Origin of the sequence: Bradyrhizobium sp. LVM 105 (genome assembly GCF_003957705.1) — a bacterium.
Taxonomy (GTDB): Bacteria; Pseudomonadota; Alphaproteobacteria; order Rhizobiales; family Xanthobacteraceae; genus Bradyrhizobium; species Bradyrhizobium frederickii.
In genome coordinates, this window is the sequence record NZ_QZMV01000004.1 from 68,619 (window position 1) to 84,239 (window position 15,621).

The window sequence follows — 15,621 nt, forward strand, 5'->3', positions numbered from 1 at the left end:
GTGACCAATGACTGAGATCGTCCATCCCTTCTACGAGGCGCATCGAAGCGCCATGGTGGCCGCCATGCGCGATCGCATCGACCTTGCCGGAACAATGTTGCGCGAGCGCGCGCACTTGGGCGATACCGACGGAATCAGCCGGGAGGTGATGGACGAATTCGAGATCGTGCTCGCCCAGATGCCCTATGTCGGCGGCGCGGCAAGCCGCATGAGCGATTTCTTCATGCGCCTTACGGGCTTCATGGCCATCAGCCGGGTGCTGCAACGGCACGGCGTGCCGGTGGCCGTGATCGGCGAGATCGAGCGGGAAACCTACAAGGCGCAATTGCTCAGGGTGTCCGAAGCCGAGCGCCTGGCCTCGGGCCGCCAGTTCATGTCGCCGGAGAACCAGGCGTTGTTACGCGAGCAGGCGGCAAGAAGCGTCACCGAGAGCCATCAGGAGCAGTTTCCGGAAGACTTCGTCTACGATTTCGTCGAGCCGGGTCCGCACGACAAGTTCGAATTCGGTATCAACTACAAGGCCTGCGGCTTCTGCAAGCTCGCGGCGCGCCATGGCGACAACGACATCCTGCCGAACATCTGCGGGCTCGATTTCGACGCCTATGCAACGCGAGGCATCCGCCTGGAACGGACACAAACGTTGGCGGGCGGTGCGAGCCACTGCGATTTCCGGTTTTCGCGCGTTGCGGATATCGAGCCGTCACCCTGAGGTGCCGATGACATCGTGGCCCTGTTTTGCCCGACGCGTCAAACGCACTTCGTGAAATCCGCAAGCGCGGAGCGTCACTGGCAAGCCATTGATTCTGCTGGCCCCGGCTACTGTGCATGGGGTTGTTTTCGCGCTTTTTGTCTTGAAGAGCGTCTAGTCCGCCGCCTTCTCCCTCAAGCGCTGCGCGTAGACGTTGATGACCAGCGCCGCCAGCAGGATCAGGCCGCGGATCAGGATCTTCAGGAAACTGTCGATGTTGACGTGGTCGAGGCCGTTGTTGAGGACGCCGAGCACGAACAGCCCGACGATGGTGTTGCCGATGCCGCCGCGGCCGCCGAACAGGCTGGTGCCGCCGACCACGACCGCGGCAATGGAGTCGAGAAGGTAAGTATCGAACTCGTTCTGCTGCGCGCTGCCGAAATGGGCGACACCCAGCATGCCGCCGATGCCGGAGCAGACCGCCGAGATCACCATCACGCTGCCCAGGATGAGCTTGACGTTGAGGCCGGAATATTCGGCCGCCTCGCGGTTGCCCCCGACCATGTAGACGTAGCGGCCGAAGCGCGTGTAGGTCAGCACCAGATGACCGGCGAGCAGCATGATGGCGGCGACGATGACGATCCAGGGAATGCCGCCGATCGATCCCGAGCCGAGCGTGGTGACGAGGCTCGGCACCTTGTAGGCGATCTGGCCGCGCACCAGCAGCGCCGAGATGCCGGCGGCGATCTGCATCATCGCCAAGGTCATGATGAAGGAGGGGATGCCGATCACGGTCAGCCCCAGCGCATTGACGAGGCCAAGCAGGGCGCAGAGCAGGATCGACAGCAGGATCGCGACCGCGCCGGGCAGCGGGATATTGGCGATGTTGACGTAGGATTCCTGCAGCGTGAAGTAGGCGACGGCGATGCCGGTGACGTTGGCGATGCTGGCGATCGACAGGTCGATCTCGGCGCAGAGGATCACGAAGGTGAGTCCGACCGCAATGATGCCGGTGACCGATACCTGCGTCAGGATGTTGCCGAGATTGTCCAGCGTCGCAAAGGAGGGGCTGGCGAAGGCGAAGAAGGCGGACAGAAAGATCAGGGTGAGGAACGGGGCGATGTTGCGCATCTGCGAGCGCAGGAAGGGCGCAAGGCCCCGCGTCCGCTGCCCCGCCGCTAAAGCCGTCTCGCTGCTCATGTGCTTCTCCGTCACGCCGCTTCCAGCAGGCGGTCCTTGCTGACCGGCTCGTTCCTGAATTCCCGCACCAATGCGCCGCGCTTGAGCACGAGGATGCGGTCTGCCAGCGACAGCACCGTCTCCGGCTCGGTCGACAGCACGATGATCGCGAGCCCTTTGGTGCGGAGATCGCGGACGATGTTGATGACGTCGTTCTTGGCGCCGACGTCCATGCCGCGGGTCGGCTCGCACAGCACCAAGAGCTTGGGCGGATAGGTCAGCCATTTCGCCAGCGCGACCTTCTGCTGATTGCCGCCGGAGAGCATGCCGAGGTCGAGACCGACCACCGGCGGCCGGATCTGCAACTGCTCGACCTGGCGCTTGGCGATGTCGCGCTCCTGCGCCGGCTTGAGCAGCAGCGTGGAGATGCGGTCGAGAATGCTGATCGAGATGTTCTTGTAGACCGGCTCCTGATGAAACAGCATGTCGCGCCGGCTCTCCGGCACCAGCGCCACGCCGGCGCGCCGTGCCGCCGCCGTGCTGGCGAAGGTCTTCGGCGTGCCGTCGACGACAAGCGTGCCGGTGTCCGGCTTCAGCTTGCCGAACAGGATGCGCGACAGCTCCTGCTGGCCGCAGCCCATGAAGCCGTAGATGCCGAGCACCTCGCCGGCGCGCGCCTCGAACGAGACGTCCTTCAGGCTGCGGGACAGCGAGAGCTGATCGACCTTGAGAACGACCTGGCTGTCGCTTGGCCGCGGCAGCATCAGATCGTCGGTATAGCTGTGCTCGAGCGCCTCGCCGCCGCGGCCGATCATGGCCTCGATAAGCGCGCCCTTGCTGGTCGCCGCGCTCGCGGTCTCCGCGACCTTCCGACCGTTGCGGAACACGGTCACCGTGTCGGAGACGAGCAGGATGTCCTCGATGAAATGCGAGATGAAGACGATTGCGGTGCCTTGCTCGCGCAGCCGCCTCAGCGTTGCGAACAGCCGCTCGACCTCGGGCGGGGAGAGCGCGGAGGTCGGCTCGTCCAGGATGATGATGCGGGCGCCGGAGAACAGCACGCGCGCGATCTCGATCAGCTGCTGCAACCCGATGGGGAGGTCGCCCAGCCGCGTCATCGGATCGACGTCGATGCCGAAGCGGGCAAGCTGCTCGCCGGCCTCGCGCGCCATCCGCCGCCATTGTACGAGGCCGAGGGCGTTGGTCGGCTGGTTGCCGAGGAAGACGTTCTCGGCGACCGTGAGGTCGGGCGCGACGGAGAGCTCCTGGTGCACCATGGCGATGCCGGCCGCGTGCGCATCGCGGGCCGAGCGGAAATGCGTCTCCACCCCGCCGATCAGGAAGCGGCCGGAGAATTCGGTGTGCACGCCGGCGATGATCTTCATCAGCGTGCTTTTTCCGGCGCCGTTCTCGCCGACGAGACCGTGGATCTCGCCGGGATGGAGCGCGAAGTCGACACCACGAAGTGCCTCGACGCCGCCGAAGCTCTTCGTGATGCCCTGCAGTTCAAGGATGGGTGGACGACCCTCGGACATGAAAGTTCAGATCAGGAAGTGATCCTGCATCCACTGCATCCCGGCGGCGTTGGCCTTGGTCACGACCGGGCCGTCGGTGACGACGTTCTTGGGAATGCCTTGGCCGCTCTTCTCGCCGCCGACCACGGCCGAGACGCCGGCGATGATGGCGCCGCCGTGGATGCGGCAGGAGGGATTGCGGACGGTCGCGAACATGCGGCCTTCGCTCACCGCCTGGATCGCCGGCGGCATCGCATCGACGCCGCCGATCAGGATGTTGGTGCGGCCGCGCGCCTTCATGATGTTGGCGGCGGCGAGGGCCATGTCGTCGTTGTGGAAGAATGCCGCGTCGATCTGGGGATACTTGGTCAGATAGGTTTCCCACAGCCGCGCCGTCTTGGAGACGTCCCAATCAGCGGGCTGGGTGTCGAGGACTTCGATGCCGGGGAATTGCTTGACCACTGAATTGAAGCCCTTGGCGCGTCCTTGCGCGCCGGTATGCCCGAGTGCGCCCTGCGTCATGATGATCTTGCCCTTGCCGCCCATGGCGTTGCAGAGGGCCTGCGTCACCGAGGCGCCCATGAACTCGTTGTCGGGAGCGAGGAAGGAATGCACGTTGATCTGGTCGAGCGGGGCGATCAGCGTGTCCATGTCGATCACCGGCGTGCCGGCGTCGATCATCTTCTGCACGGGCTGGGTGAGGGTGCCGATGCCGAAGGCCTGGATCGCCACGAAGTCCCATTTCTGCGAAGCCATGTTGTCGATCGCCGCCCGCTGCTTCACCGCGTCGAGCTGACCGTCGAACCAGGTGACCTCGACGTTGAACAGCTTGCCCCAGAATTCGGCGGCCTGCTTGCCTTGCGCGCACCAGGTGGCCTGGAGGCCGGCATTGGAGAACGCCGCCTTCAGCGGCTTCTCGCTGCGTCCGACCGCGGCTGCCAATGCGGGGTTCATGCCCATGCTGCCGAGGAGGGCAGCTCCGGCGCCGGCGGTCGCGGCCGCCTGAAGAAGATCGCGCCTCGTCGTCGAGAAATCTTTCGTCCCGGACATTGCTCGCTCCCATAAGAGTTTAGCCTCGGCGCGTCATTGATTGCGCTACCGATGTCCGAAAGTGTCTCACAAGAGTTGCCGCCACTCAATCTGCAATCACTCGCCGACATTGCAGCAGGCCGCGTTGGTGCAGCGCAAAGTGTCAGGCCGTCGCGCCGGCGATCGTGTCGATGTCGGCGAGCAATGCGTCCCAGGCGTGCGCTATCTCGATCGACCATTGGTCGCCGAGCAGATCGCGCAGCGTATCCCTGATGATGGCGAAGAACGCGATGAACAGCTCACGCGGCGTGCCATAGCCATCGTGCGAGGCGGCTTCGCAGGCGATCAGCCGGAAATGCCCGCGACGCTGACCGGCGAAATCGAGGATCGCCTCGATCGCCAGCGCGAGCATTGATCCTTTCGCGAGGTCGCGGCCGTCGGAACGGAACATCGCCTGCGTCTCGGGACGCTCGTCGAACAGGCGTCGGTAGACGAAGGGCGTGAGATCTTCGCAGCGCGTGGCCGCCAGCTCGAAGCTGATTTCGATTGGATTGCGCAAAGCACGCAGCCGCGCGTCAGCCTCGCGGACAAAAAAAGAGCGGGGCCCTGGCCCCGCTCAAAAATTGTGTCGACCCTATTATCCCCGATTCTAAGATTTGCTCTTGATTGACGGGGCGACGCTGCATTTTGCGCGTCAGGGGCTCCTCCCGAGACTTGGACCACCAGACTTTGACCTCACGGCCAGCCTGAGCGAGAGGGATGCTAGATCAACTTTTCTCACTTGTCATCATTTTCGGCAACGAATGTTCAAAATTCGGTCAGTAGACGAAATGATCAGGCGTCGTGGCCCGCAAGTATATGACAAATAAAAGAAATCTGTTGAGCGCGGGTCCGTTTGACCTGCCTCAAATGGCTGCCGTCCATCCTATGCTGGGTTATTCAGGCCACGATTTTGGACAAGTTTGCGCTGGGGCAAGAAGGGGGCGGTGCTGGCCTCGACTTGGAGCTGGGTGCGGTGTTTAGTTAGCAGACGAACGAACGGTTCGGCGGATGCGCGCACGGCTACAAAAATTTCTGCCCCTGGTCCTGCTCGCCCTGGCGATGCAGGTGCTGGCGCCGATTGCCGCCTGCTGGGCGACCGGCTTGGCCATTGCCGATCCGCTGTCTGCCGCCGTCATCTGCCATAGTGCGAGCGAGCAGGGCGGCCTGAACGATCAGACCGGCGTGCCGACCGCCCATGCCGGCGCGTGCGCCCTGTGCTGCCTGGCCCAGGCCAATGCCTCGCTCGATTCGCCGACGCCCGCGGCATTCTCGATTCCCGTTCGCCATGCCGAGCGGGTGGTGTGGCGTCCGGCGGACGCGTCCGCCACCACCGTTCACAAGGGCTCGAGCGCCCAGGCGCGCGCGCCGCCTCACATTTCCTGATCTAGCTACGAATCTGCCTCGTCAGCGGCTGCTGCACGGGGATTCGCAATACACCGGCACTACTCGTGCTGGTATCGGGAATTTTCACATGTCTCGCCTTGGTTTGCTCCAAAGCGCTTCCGCGCGCGGAATTTTGCTTGCTTCTCTCTCTGCTCTCTCCCTGCCACAGCTCGCCGACGCGCAGGAAAGTGGGCGCGAACTTCCTCCGGTGACCGTCGACTCGCCACGCGAGAGGCGCGCTGCGCCGGCCCGCTCGCAGCGGACTCCCGTGCGATCAACGCGCGCGCGCACCGCGGCTCCGCAACAAGCGGCGCGTTCGCAGGGTGAAGGCGCGAGCGGTCCAGGCGCGTTGACCGTTCTGACGGCGCAGCAGGCCCTTGCGGAAATCAACCAGACGCCGGGCGGCGTGGCGCTGGTGACAGCCGAGGCCTACCGGAATTCTACGCCCGCGAGCACAATCAAGGACGTTCTCGACTACGTCCCTGGCATCTTCGCCCAGCCTAAATGGAGCGACGACACCCGGCTCTCGATCCGAGGCTCCGGGCTGTCGCGTAATTTCCATCTGCGCGGCGTGCAGCTCTATATGGACGGCATCCCGATCAACACCGCGGACGGTTACGGCGATTTCCAGGAGATCGACCCTACCGCCTACAGGTACGTTGAGGTCTACAAGGGCGGCAACGCGCTCCAGTTCGGAGCGAACTCGCTTGGCGGAGCGATCAACTTCGTGACGCCGACCGGCCGCGATCCGTTTCCGAACGGGGTTTCCGTCGATATGGGAGGCTTCGGATATAAGCGCTTCCAGGCCAACGCTGGCGGAGCAAACGGTCCTTGGGACGGCTTCGTCACGGCCTCGACGCAGGCCGCGGACGGTTTTCGAGACCACAGCTTTGGCTCAAGCAACCGGCTCAGCGCCAATGTCGGCTATCAGTTTTCGCCGGATTTCGAGACGCGCTTCTATCTCAACGCCAACGAGGTGCGGCAACGCATTCCCGGCACCGTTACCAAGACGTCTGCGCTGACCAATCCCGAGGCTGCAGCTCCGGCAAATGTTGCCATGGATCAGCAGCGCAATATCGACACGGTCAGGCTGGCAAACAAGACCACGATCCGTTTCGACCAGACCAAGGTTGAATTCGGAGCCTTCGGCGTCGATCGCCATCTGATGCATCCGATTTTCCAGTGGCTCGACTATCGTTACAAGGACTACGGAGGCTTCGCGAAAGTTACCGACGAGCGCTTCATCGGCGGCTTTCGCAACAGGCTGGTTGCGGGTGTCAACGTGCTGAATGGCAGCATCGACAATCAGCAATTCGCCAACATCGCTGGACAAAAGGGAGCTCTGCTCTCGTCGTCGATCGATCGCTCGAAGAACACATCCGTCTACGTTGAAGACAGCTTCTATTTCCTTCCCAGCGTTGCGGCGATAGCCGGAACGCAGTTTCTCCATGCGACTCGCAACCGGCAGGACCGTTTTCTCAGCAACGGCGATCAATCGGGGGCGACCCGCTTCAATCTGTGGTCGCCGAAAACGGGCTTGCTGTGGCAAATCGATCCGACATGGCAGGCTTTCGCCAACGTGTCGCGGAGCGCCGAAGTGCCGAGCTTCGGCGAGAGTTCAAATGGGCCGGGCATTCCGACGATTCCGTTTACCAGCATCCGCGCCCAGATCGCGACGACCTACGAGATCGGGACGCGCATGCGGAGGCCGGACTACTCGTGGGAGCTGACCGCTTATCGCGCCAACATCCGCGACGAACTGCTATGCCTCTACAGCGCCTTCGGCAATTGCAACGTGACCAATGCGGATCGGACCATCCACCAAGGCATCGAAGCCGGCGCGGGGGCCGCGGTCTTCCATGACCTCTTCGTAATGGGAAGCGCGCCGGACAAAGTGTGGCTCAATCTGGCCTACACCTATAACGACTTTCGCTTCGACAACGATGCTACCTTTGGCAACAATCAGCTACCTGGAGCGCCTCGTCACTATTTGCGCGCCGAATTGCTCTACAAGCATCCGACGGGCCTCTATATCGGACCTAACGTCGAATGGGTGCCGAAGGCCTATTTCGTTGACAGCATGAATACGCTGACGACGGAGCCTTATGCATTGTTGGGACTGAAGGCCGGTTTTGACAATGGCGGTCCATTCTCCGCCTACGTCGAGGGCCGTAACCTTACCAACCGGATCTATATCGCAAGCGCCAGCATCATCGACCGCGCGACTGCGGCGTCGACTTTGTTCGAGCCGGGAACGGGACGGACGGTTTATGCCGGAATGCGGTATCGATGGTAAGTGCTGCGGGCTCGCTGAAACAACCTTACGCGATCGGCCAGATCAACCACGAGGGAACCAAAAATGAACAGGACCAGACAAACACTTTTCGCCATCGCCATTCTGCTAAGCGGCAGCGCGGCTGCATTGGCCGACGACGTCAAGGCCGGCGATCTCGTCATCTCGCAGGCCTGGAGCCGTGCGACCCCGGGCGGCGCAAAGGTTGCCGGCGGCTATCTCGTCATCGAGAACAAGGGGACGGCGCCGGACAGGCTGGTCGGCGTGTCCGCCGACATCGCCGGCAAGGCCGAGATCCACGAGATGGCGATGGATAACGGCGTGATGAAGATGCGCGCACTCGACAAGGGGCTGGTGGTCGATCCCGGCAAGACGGTGAAGCTCGCGCCCGGCGGCAATCATTTGATGCTCCAGGAGCTGAAGGGCCCGTTCAAGCAGGGTGACAAGGTGCCGGTGACGCTGCAATTCGAGAAGGCCGGCAAGGTCGCCGTCTCCCTCGACGTCCAGGGCGTCGGCGCGCAGGCCCCCGGCGATGCCGGGCATTCGGGTCACATGGACATGAAGAAGATGCCGGATCATTCGGGAATGAAAATGAAATGAGATCGATGTCGATTCCCGGGAGACCGAACATGAAGAGAGCCTGCCTGTTCCTGGTTGCCGCGCTCGCTGCCTCGCCGGCGGCGGCGCACGTGTCGCTCGAGACCAAGCAAGCGACGGTCGGTGCTTCCTACAAGGCTGTGTTCACCGTGCCGCACGGTTGCGCGGGCTCGCCGACGGTGAAGATCCGTGTGCAGGTCCCGGAAGGGGTGATCGCGGTGAAGCCGATGCCGAAGGCGGGCTGGAATGTCGATGTCGTCGAGGGCAAATATGCCGTCGAATACGACTATCACGGCAACAAGCTCTCCTCCGGCGTCAAGGAGGTGGCGTGGTCCGGCGGCAAGCTGCCGGACAAGCACTATGACGAGTTCGTCATGCATACGGTCCTGACCGACAAGCTCAAGCCGAACACCACCCTATACTTCCCCGTCGTCCAGGAATGCGAGACCGGCGTCAGCCGCTGGATCGAAATCCCGACCGAGGGAGCAGGGCATTCGCATCAGGGCAAGTCCGAGGGCAAGTCGCCGGCGCCGGGCGTGAAGCTGCTGCCGAAATCCTGATGCGCTTCTTCGCCGCGCTCGCGACCCTGCTGTTCGCCGCCGGATTCGCGGGCGCGGCGTGGGCGCATGCAGCGCTGATCTCGGTCGAGCCGCCGAGCGGGAGCATGCTCGCGGCCGCGCCCAAGGCGGTGGAGCTGCGCTTCAACGAGGCTGTGACGCCCGGTGCGATCCGGCTGATCGACGGTGCCGGCAGAGCGCGGGACGACGTAGGTATCAGCGCATCCGGCGAGACGATTTCGGTGGCGATGCCTGCGGATCTGCCTGAGGGCACCGCGGTCGTCAGCTATCGCGTGATCTCGCAGGACGGCCATCCGGTCGTCGGCTCGGTGATCTTCTCGATCGGCATGCCGACGGCGACGAAGCTCCCCGCCGCGGTTGACGGCGAGGTGAATGCGCTGATCTGGCTGGCGCGCGTCGGCCTCTATCTCGGGCTGTTCGTCGGCGTCGGCGGCGTGTTCTTCGCGCGCTGGATCGCATGGTCGATGATCGGCATGGCCGCGCCGCGCATGGCGATCGCCATCGGTATCCTTGGTGCTGCAGCGTCTCTCGGCACGTTGGGCCTCGACCTTCTCGGCCTGCCGCTAACAGCTCTCACGACCGCCGCACCCTGGAAAGTCGCGCTCGGGGCGAGTGCCGGTCCCGCCCTGCTGGTCGCCATCGCGGCGATGCTGCTGGCGCTAATGGCGCTGCGAAGCGCGCGGTATGCGCACGCACTTGCGATCGTGGCCTTGGTCGGCGTCGGGCTGTCGCTCGCCATGACTGGGCACGCCGCAACCGCCCCGCCGGAGGCGCTGATGCGTCCGGCGATCTTTCTTCACGGCCTCGGTGTCGCCATCTGGATCGGTGCGCTTGCGCCGCTCGTCGCCCTGGTCTCGCATCCGACGACACCGCCGCTCCCAATCGTGAACCGCTTTTCCCGCATCGCTGCGCTGGCGGTCGGTGTGCTGGCCGTGACCGGCCTCGCTCTCGCAATCGTGCAGCTCGAAAAGCCGGGAGCGTTGGTGGAGACCCGTTACGGACTGATCCTCGCGAGCAAGCTCGTTCTCGTCACGGGATTGCTGGCACTGGCCGCGCTCAACCGGTTCCGGCTCACACCGGCGCTGGCCCGGGACGGGACAGGGACGCCCGCGCTCAAGCGCTCGATCTTGGCCGAATGCGCCATCGCGCTGGCCATCCTGGCCGTCGTCGCCGGCTGGCGCTTCACGCCGCCGCCGCGGACCATCGTTCCCGAGACGCCGCTGGCGATCCACATCCACAGCGACAAGGCGATGTTCCAAGTCCTGGTCTCGCCCGGCAAGCCGGGGATCAATGACTTCGTGCTCCAGCTCATGAACGGCGAGGGGAGTCCGCTGGCGGCACGGGAGACGACGTTGACGCTGAGCCTGCCCGAGCGCGGCATCGAGCCGATGGAGCGGAAGGCCGCGCTGGGGCCGGACGGCCACTGGCATGTGCGCAAGGTCGAGCTTCCCTTTGCCGGCCGCTGGCACGCGCGGATCGACGCACTGGTGAGCGACTTCGAGCAAATCACGCTCGAGGATGAACTCGACGTCACTTCGCGTTAAGGCGCGGTTCGCGCTGAACCTGAAGTCCGAAGGAAAAATGACAGGAATTCCGCTGCTTAGCGGCTTTTCCTCATTCCCGGTCTTGTATTTTCGCTCTCAATCCGGTTTCACTGCAACCGATCACTGATTCCCAGAGTATTGCCATGCGGTTGTCGCGGTTCTTTCTGCCCATCCTGAAGGAAAATCCGAAAGAGGCGGAGATCGTCTCGCATCGGCTGATGCTGCGCGCCGGCATGATCCGGCAGGAGGCGGCCGGCATTTACGCCTGGCTGCCGCTCGGCTTCCGCGTGCTCAAGAAGATCGAGCAGATCGTGCGCGAGGAGCAGGATCGCTCCGGCGCGATCGAGGTTTTGATGCCGACGCTCCAGCTGGCCGATCTCTGGCGCGAGAGCGGCCGCTACGACGCCTATGGCCCGGAGATGCTGCGCATCGCCGATCGCCACAAGCGCGAGCTCCTGTACGGGCCGACCAACGAGGAAATGATCACCGAGATCTTTCGCGCCTATGTGAAGTCCTACAAGAGCCTCCCGCTCAATCTCTATCATATCCAATGGAAATTCCGCGACGAGCAGCGTCCGCGTTTCGGCGTGATGCGCGGCCGCGAGTTCCTGATGAAGGACGCCTATTCATTCGACCTCAACGAGGCCGCAGCGCGCGTCGCCTACAACAAGATGTTCGTTGCCTATTTGCGCACCTTTGCGCGGATGGGGCTGAAGGCGATTCCGATGCGCGCCGAGACCGGCCCGATCGGCGGCGACCTCAGCCACGAATTCATCGTGCTGGCGGAGACCGGCGAATCCGGCGTCTTCATCAATCGCGACGTGCTGGACCTGCCGGTGCCGGGTGAGGATGTCGACTACGAGAACGACCTGACGCCGATCATCAAGCAATGGACCTCGCTCTATGCCGCGACCGAAGACGTCCACGACGCCGCGCGCTTCGAGCAGGAGGTGCCCGCGGACAAGCGGGTGAACACCCGCGGCATCGAGGTCGGGCAGATCTTCTACTTCGGCACCAAATATTCCGAGCCGATGAAGGCGCTGGTGGCAGGGCCCGACGGCGTCGACGTGCCGATCCATGGCGGGTCCTACGGCGTCGGCGTCTCGCGCCTGCTCGGCGCCATCATCGAGGCCTGCCATGACGATGCCGGCATCAAATGGCCGGAGGCGGTGGCGCCGTTCCGCGTCTCGATCCTCAACCTCAAGCAGGGCGATGCCGCCGTCGATGCGGCCTGCGAGAAGCTTTATGCCGAGCTCACCGCCAAGGGCGTCGACGTGCTCTATGACGACACCGACCAGCGCGCCGGCGCCAAGTTCGCCGCCGCCGACCTGATCGGCATTCCCTGGCAGATCATGATCGGGCCGAAGGGGCTTGCCGACGGCAAGGTCGAGATCAAGCGGCGAAGTGACGGCTCCCGCGAGACCATGTCGCCTGCGGACGCGGTCGCAAGACTTGTGGGCTGATAAGGCTGGTCGGCTGAATATTGTTCATCGCAAGATCGCGGCCGCCAATCCGGCCACAATTGACCCCGAATCATGGGATTATCGAGCGATGGATGAGACCATGACCGAAACCGTGCAGACCGCGCCTTTTGCGCCATTCGAGTGGATGCTGTCGGCGCGCTATTTGCGGGCGCGCCGCAAGGAGGGATTCATCTCGGTCATCGCCGGGTTCTCCTTTCTCGGCATCATGCTGGGCGTGGCGACGCTGATCATCGTCATGGCCGTGATGAACGGTTTCCGCAAAGAGCTGCTCGACAAGATCCTCGGGCTCAACGGCCACATCCTGGTGCAGCCGCTGGAATCGCCGCTGACCGACTGGAAGGATGTCGCCGACCGCCTCAGCCAGGTCGGGGGCATCCGGCTCGCCGCGCCCGTGGTGGACGGCCAGGCGCTGGCATCGTCGCCATGGAACGCCTCGGGCGTCCTGGTGCGCGGCATCCGCTCCGACGACCTCAACAACCTCACCTCGATCGCCAAGAACATCAAGCAGGGCTCGCTCGAAGGCTTCGACGAGGGGCAGGGCGTGGCGATCGGCCGGCGCCTCGCCGACCAGCTCTCGCTGCATGCCGGCGACAGCATCACGCTGGTGGCGCCGAAGGGCGCGGTCACCCCGATGGGCACGACGCCGCGCATCAAGCCGTACAAGATCGTCGCGGTGTTCGAGATCGGCATGTCCGAATACGATCTCGGCTTCGTGTTCATGCCGCTTGCCGAAGCGCAGGCCTATTTCAACCGCAGCAACGACGTCACCTCGATCGAGGTGTTCACCACCAACCCCGACAGGATCGACGCCTTCCGCAAGGCGGTGACGGAGGCCGCGGGACGTCCGGTGTTCCTGGTCGATTGGCGGCAGCGCAACTCGACCTTCTTCAACGCGCTCCAGGTCGAGCGCAACGTGATGTTCCTGATCCTGACCATGATCGTGCTGGTCGCGGCGCTCAACATCGTGTCCGGCCTGATCATGCTGGTGAAGGACAAGGGCAGCGACATCGCGATCCTGCGCACGATGGGCGCCTCGCAGGGATCGATCATGCGGATCTTCCTGATCACGGGCGCCTCGATCGGCGTGGTCGGCACGCTGGTCGGCTTCTTCGTCGGGCTCGTGATCTGCCTCAACATCGAATCGATCCGGCAATTCCTGTCCTGGCTGACCAGCACCGAGCTGTTCTCGCCGGAGCTCTATTTCCTGTCGAAGCTGCCTGCCGAAATCGACATCGGCGAGACCACGGCCGTCGTCATCATGGCGCTGACGCTGTCGTTCCTGGCGACGCTGTATCCGTCGTGGCGCGCCGCGCGCCTCGATCCCGTCGAAGCGCTGCGGTACGAGTGAGGGGCTGATGGAGCAGCAGGGGGCTGACGATGTACCGGTCATTTATCTCCACGAGATAAAGCGGCAGTACTTGCAGGGCGAGGTGCCGCTGACGATTTTGGACGGCGCCAAGCTGGCGCTGTGGGCCGGTCAATCGGTCGCGCTGGTGGCTCCGTCGGGCTCCGGCAAGTCCACGCTGCTGCACATCGCAGGGCTGCTCGAGGCGCCGGATTCCGGTGAGGTCTATGTCAACGGCGCGCCGACCTCGCAGCTGCCCGATATCGAACGCACCCAGCTGCGCCGCACCGATATCGGCTTCGTCTACCAGTCGCACCGGCTGTTGCCGGAGTTCTCCGCGCTCGAGAACGTCATGCTGCCGCAGATGATCCGTGGCCTGAAGAAGTCCGAGAGCGTCACGCGTGCCAAGGAGATCCTCGGCTATCTCGGCCTCGGCGAGCGCATCACCCATCGCCCCGCCGAGCTGTCGGGCGGCGAGCAGCAGCGCGTCGCGATCGCCCGCGCGGTTGCCAATGCGCCGCGGGTGCTGTTCGCGGACGAGCCGACCGGCAACCTCGATCCGCACACGGCCGATCACGTGTTCCAGGCCCTGATGCAGCTGGTCAAGGCGACCAGAGTGTCGATGCTGATCGCGACCCACAACATGGAGCTCGCCGGCCGCATGGACCGGCGCGTGTCGCTGTCGAACGGCCAGGTGGTCGAGCTCGACTGACAAAACCGCGAAAACAACCCCATGCACAGTAGCCAAGTGCTTGGCGGGACTTGCGAAAAAAATCGGCGATCGCGCTCGGCCGCGCCGCAAGCAGTCAAGGCCGGATCACCGTCATCTTGAACGGCCCGCCATTGGCGGCGGCGTGCGCCACGGCCTCGTTGGCATGATCGAGGTCGAAGGCCGTCGTCTCGTATTCCTTCAGCCTGAGCAGTCCCGCGCGCACCAGCGCGATCAGGCGGCTCGCGGCATCCGGCGGGTACATCCAGACGCCGTGGATGCTGATGCAGTTGCGCATGATCCAGGGGTAGGGCAACTCGAGCCCGGCGCCGCCGGCCATGCCGACGCCGCCCATCAGTGCGACGCGTCCATAGGGGCGCACGGTCATGATCGCGGCCCGCACCACGGTCGGGCTGACCGAGGGCGGCATGATGTCGAGCACGCAGTCGATTGGGCCGGACGCCGCGCGCTTCATCGCCTCGCGGTCGTCGTTCTCATCGCCAGCGAGCTTGACCGGCTTCACCCGCGGGCCGAAGCGGCTGACGAGATCGGCGAGGATCGTCTCGTTGCGGCCCGGTGCGACCACGCAGGCCGCGCCCATCGCCAGCGCGACGGAGACGGCTGCGCTGCCGAAATTGCCGGTGGCCCCGCTCACCAGCACGGTCTCGCCTGGTCGTAGGTTCGCAGCGAGGAAGCCGCCGTAAGGCACCAACAGCGTGCCCAGCGCGCACCATTGCGCCGCTTCCTCGGACGTGATCGTGCCGATCCGTTTGACGTTCTCGGTCGGCAGGCGCATCTGCTCGGCAAACGAGCCGTGGCGAAAATGCTGTTGCAGGCGCATGCCGCCGGGACCGGCGGCGGTGAGCCCTTGCAGCGCGATGTCGGGCGCCGCCGCGTCGTCGCGCGAACGCACCGTCGGATCGCAGAACACCCAGTCGCCGACGCTGAGCCTGGTTGCGTCCGGGCCGATCGCGCGCACCCGGCCGATGCCGCCAGGACCCGGGATGATCGGCAGGCCGAGTGCGTAATTGCGCGTCCCGTCCAAGACTTCGTTCATGTACGACAACACGCGCGTGGCGACGACATCGACGATGACCTCGCCGGTGCCGAGCACCGGTTCGGGGACATTCTCGATCGCCAGCGGCGAACCGAAGGATTTGAGCACGGCAGCTTTCATGATGTTCACCTCGACGTCGGGTGATGCCGGTATGCGCCGCCTTGGAGCGAACAAAAAGG

The 15,621-nt window shown here is 64.2% G+C and carries 14 protein-coding genes; 9 read left to right on the forward strand and 5 right to left on the reverse strand.

Translation table 11 applies throughout. The annotated features are described in order from the left end of the window. Positions 1 to 7 precede the first annotated feature (7 nt). On the forward strand, positions 8 to 709 hold the full coding sequence (locus tag D6B98_RS12725) for an L-2-amino-thiazoline-4-carboxylic acid hydrolase (protein ID WP_126257352.1): 702 nt from the start codon (positions 8 to 10) through the stop codon (positions 707 to 709). 153 nt (positions 710 to 862) lie between these two features. On the opposite strand, the gene D6B98_RS12730 is transcribed toward D6B98_RS12725, so the two are convergent. From D6B98_RS12730 to D6B98_RS39790, 4 genes are all read right to left on the reverse strand, one after another. Continuing rightward, on the reverse strand, positions 863 to 1,888 hold the full coding sequence (locus D6B98_RS12730) for an ABC transporter permease (protein ID WP_126257353.1): 1,026 nt from the start codon (positions 1,886 to 1,888) through the stop codon (positions 863 to 865). Between the two features lie 11 nt (positions 1,889 to 1,899). Continuing rightward, entirely contained in the window at positions 1,900 to 3,402 is a 1,503-nt protein-coding gene (locus D6B98_RS12735; RefSeq protein WP_126257354.1) for a sugar ABC transporter ATP-binding protein, read from the reverse strand. A 6-nt stretch (positions 3,403 to 3,408) separates the two neighbouring features. Next, complete coding sequence (locus D6B98_RS12740) at positions 3,409 to 4,431, reverse strand: sugar ABC transporter substrate-binding protein (RefSeq protein ID WP_126257355.1); 1,023 nt, start codon at positions 4,429 to 4,431, stop codon at positions 3,409 to 3,411. Positions 4,432 to 4,573: 142 nt separating this feature from the next. Then, positions 4,574 to 4,978, reverse strand: coding sequence for a globin (locus D6B98_RS39790; protein ID WP_164718621.1), 405 nt, complete (start codon positions 4,976 to 4,978; stop codon positions 4,574 to 4,576). 482 nt (positions 4,979 to 5,460) lie between these two features. On the opposite strand from D6B98_RS39790, the gene D6B98_RS12750 reads away from it, so the two are divergent. The 8 genes from D6B98_RS12750 to D6B98_RS12785 all read left to right on the forward strand — a co-directional run bounded on the left by D6B98_RS12750 (position 5,461) and on the right by D6B98_RS12785 (position 14,388). Then, on the forward strand, positions 5,461 to 5,835 hold the full coding sequence (locus D6B98_RS12750; protein WP_126257357.1) for a DUF2946 family protein: 375 nt from the start codon (positions 5,461 to 5,463) through the stop codon (positions 5,833 to 5,835). Between the two features lie 88 nt (positions 5,836 to 5,923). Then, entirely contained in the window at positions 5,924 to 8,131 is a 2,208-nt protein-coding gene (locus D6B98_RS12755; protein WP_126257358.1) for a TonB-dependent receptor family protein, read from the forward strand. A 63-nt stretch (positions 8,132 to 8,194) separates the two neighbouring features. Further along, positions 8,195 to 8,728 carry a copper chaperone PCu(A)C gene (locus D6B98_RS12760; protein ID WP_126257359.1) on the forward strand — a complete coding sequence of 178 codons (534 nt, stop codon included), beginning with the start codon at positions 8,195 to 8,197 and terminating at the stop codon, positions 8,726 to 8,728. A gap of 29 nt (positions 8,729 to 8,757) precedes the next feature. After that, a complete protein-coding gene (locus D6B98_RS12765) occupies positions 8,758 to 9,285 on the forward strand; it encodes a YcnI family copper-binding membrane protein (protein WP_164718563.1) in 528 nt (175 codons plus the stop codon). Further along, on the forward strand, positions 9,285 to 10,847 hold the full coding sequence (locus D6B98_RS12770) for a copper resistance CopC/CopD family protein (RefSeq protein WP_126257361.1): 1,563 nt from the start codon (positions 9,285 to 9,287) through the stop codon (positions 10,845 to 10,847). The genes D6B98_RS12765 and D6B98_RS12770 overlap by 1 nt, the downstream gene beginning before the upstream one ends. A 143-nt stretch (positions 10,848 to 10,990) precedes the next feature. Then, positions 10,991 to 12,310 carry a proline--tRNA ligase gene (gene proS, locus D6B98_RS12775; RefSeq protein WP_126257362.1) on the forward strand — a complete coding sequence of 440 codons (1,320 nt, stop codon included), beginning with the start codon at positions 10,991 to 10,993 and terminating at the stop codon, positions 12,308 to 12,310. Positions 12,311 to 12,398: 88 nt separating this feature from the next. Then, positions 12,399 to 13,679 (forward strand): lipoprotein-releasing ABC transporter permease subunit, encoded by a 1,281-nt coding sequence (locus D6B98_RS12780; RefSeq protein ID WP_028136099.1) that lies wholly within the window; start codon positions 12,399 to 12,401, stop codon positions 13,677 to 13,679. A 7-nt stretch (positions 13,680 to 13,686) separates the two neighbouring features. Beyond that, positions 13,687 to 14,388, forward strand: a complete 702-nt coding sequence (locus tag D6B98_RS12785) for an ABC transporter ATP-binding protein (RefSeq protein ID WP_164718564.1) — start codon at positions 13,687 to 13,689, stop codon at positions 14,386 to 14,388. A 94-nt stretch (positions 14,389 to 14,482) separates the two neighbouring features. On the opposite strand, the gene D6B98_RS12790 is transcribed toward D6B98_RS12785, so the two are convergent. Then, positions 14,483 to 15,562, reverse strand: a complete 1,080-nt coding sequence (locus tag D6B98_RS12790) for a zinc-binding dehydrogenase (protein WP_164718565.1) — start codon at positions 15,560 to 15,562, stop codon at positions 14,483 to 14,485. Positions 15,563 to 15,621: the final 59 nt, after the last annotated feature.

What these genes read in the sequence shown, in the direction of transcription:
- D6B98_RS12725 (WP_126257352.1), top strand. Translation starts at nt 8, where the DNA reads ATGACTGAGATCGTCCATCCCTTCTACGAGGCGCATCGAAGCGCCATG.
- D6B98_RS12730 (WP_126257353.1), bottom strand. Translation starts at nt 1,888, where the DNA reads ATGAGCAGCGAGACGGCTTTAGCGGCGGGGCAGCGGACGCGGGGCCTT.
- D6B98_RS12735 (WP_126257354.1), bottom strand. Translation starts at nt 3,402, where the DNA reads ATGTCCGAGGGTCGTCCACCCATCCTTGAACTGCAGGGCATCACGAAG.
- D6B98_RS12740 (WP_126257355.1), bottom strand. Translation starts at nt 4,431, where the DNA reads ATGTCCGGGACGAAAGATTTCTCGACGACGAGGCGCGATCTTCTTCAG.
- D6B98_RS12750 (WP_126257357.1), top strand. Translation starts at nt 5,461, where the DNA reads ATGCGCGCACGGCTACAAAAATTTCTGCCCCTGGTCCTGCTCGCCCTG.
- D6B98_RS12755 (WP_126257358.1), top strand. Translation starts at nt 5,924, where the DNA reads ATGTCTCGCCTTGGTTTGCTCCAAAGCGCTTCCGCGCGCGGAATTTTG.
- D6B98_RS12760 (WP_126257359.1), top strand. Translation starts at nt 8,195, where the DNA reads ATGAACAGGACCAGACAAACACTTTTCGCCATCGCCATTCTGCTAAGC.
- D6B98_RS12765 (WP_164718563.1), top strand. Translation starts at nt 8,758, where the DNA reads ATGAAGAGAGCCTGCCTGTTCCTGGTTGCCGCGCTCGCTGCCTCGCCG.
- D6B98_RS12770 (WP_126257361.1), top strand. Translation starts at nt 9,285, where the DNA reads ATGCGCTTCTTCGCCGCGCTCGCGACCCTGCTGTTCGCCGCCGGATTC.
- proS (WP_126257362.1), top strand. Translation starts at nt 10,991, where the DNA reads ATGCGGTTGTCGCGGTTCTTTCTGCCCATCCTGAAGGAAAATCCGAAA.
- D6B98_RS12780 (WP_028136099.1), top strand. Translation starts at nt 12,399, where the DNA reads ATGGATGAGACCATGACCGAAACCGTGCAGACCGCGCCTTTTGCGCCA.
- D6B98_RS12785 (WP_164718564.1), top strand. Translation starts at nt 13,687, where the DNA reads ATGGAGCAGCAGGGGGCTGACGATGTACCGGTCATTTATCTCCACGAG.
- D6B98_RS12790 (WP_164718565.1), bottom strand. Translation starts at nt 15,562, where the DNA reads ATGAAAGCTGCCGTGCTCAAATCCTTCGGTTCGCCGCTGGCGATCGAG.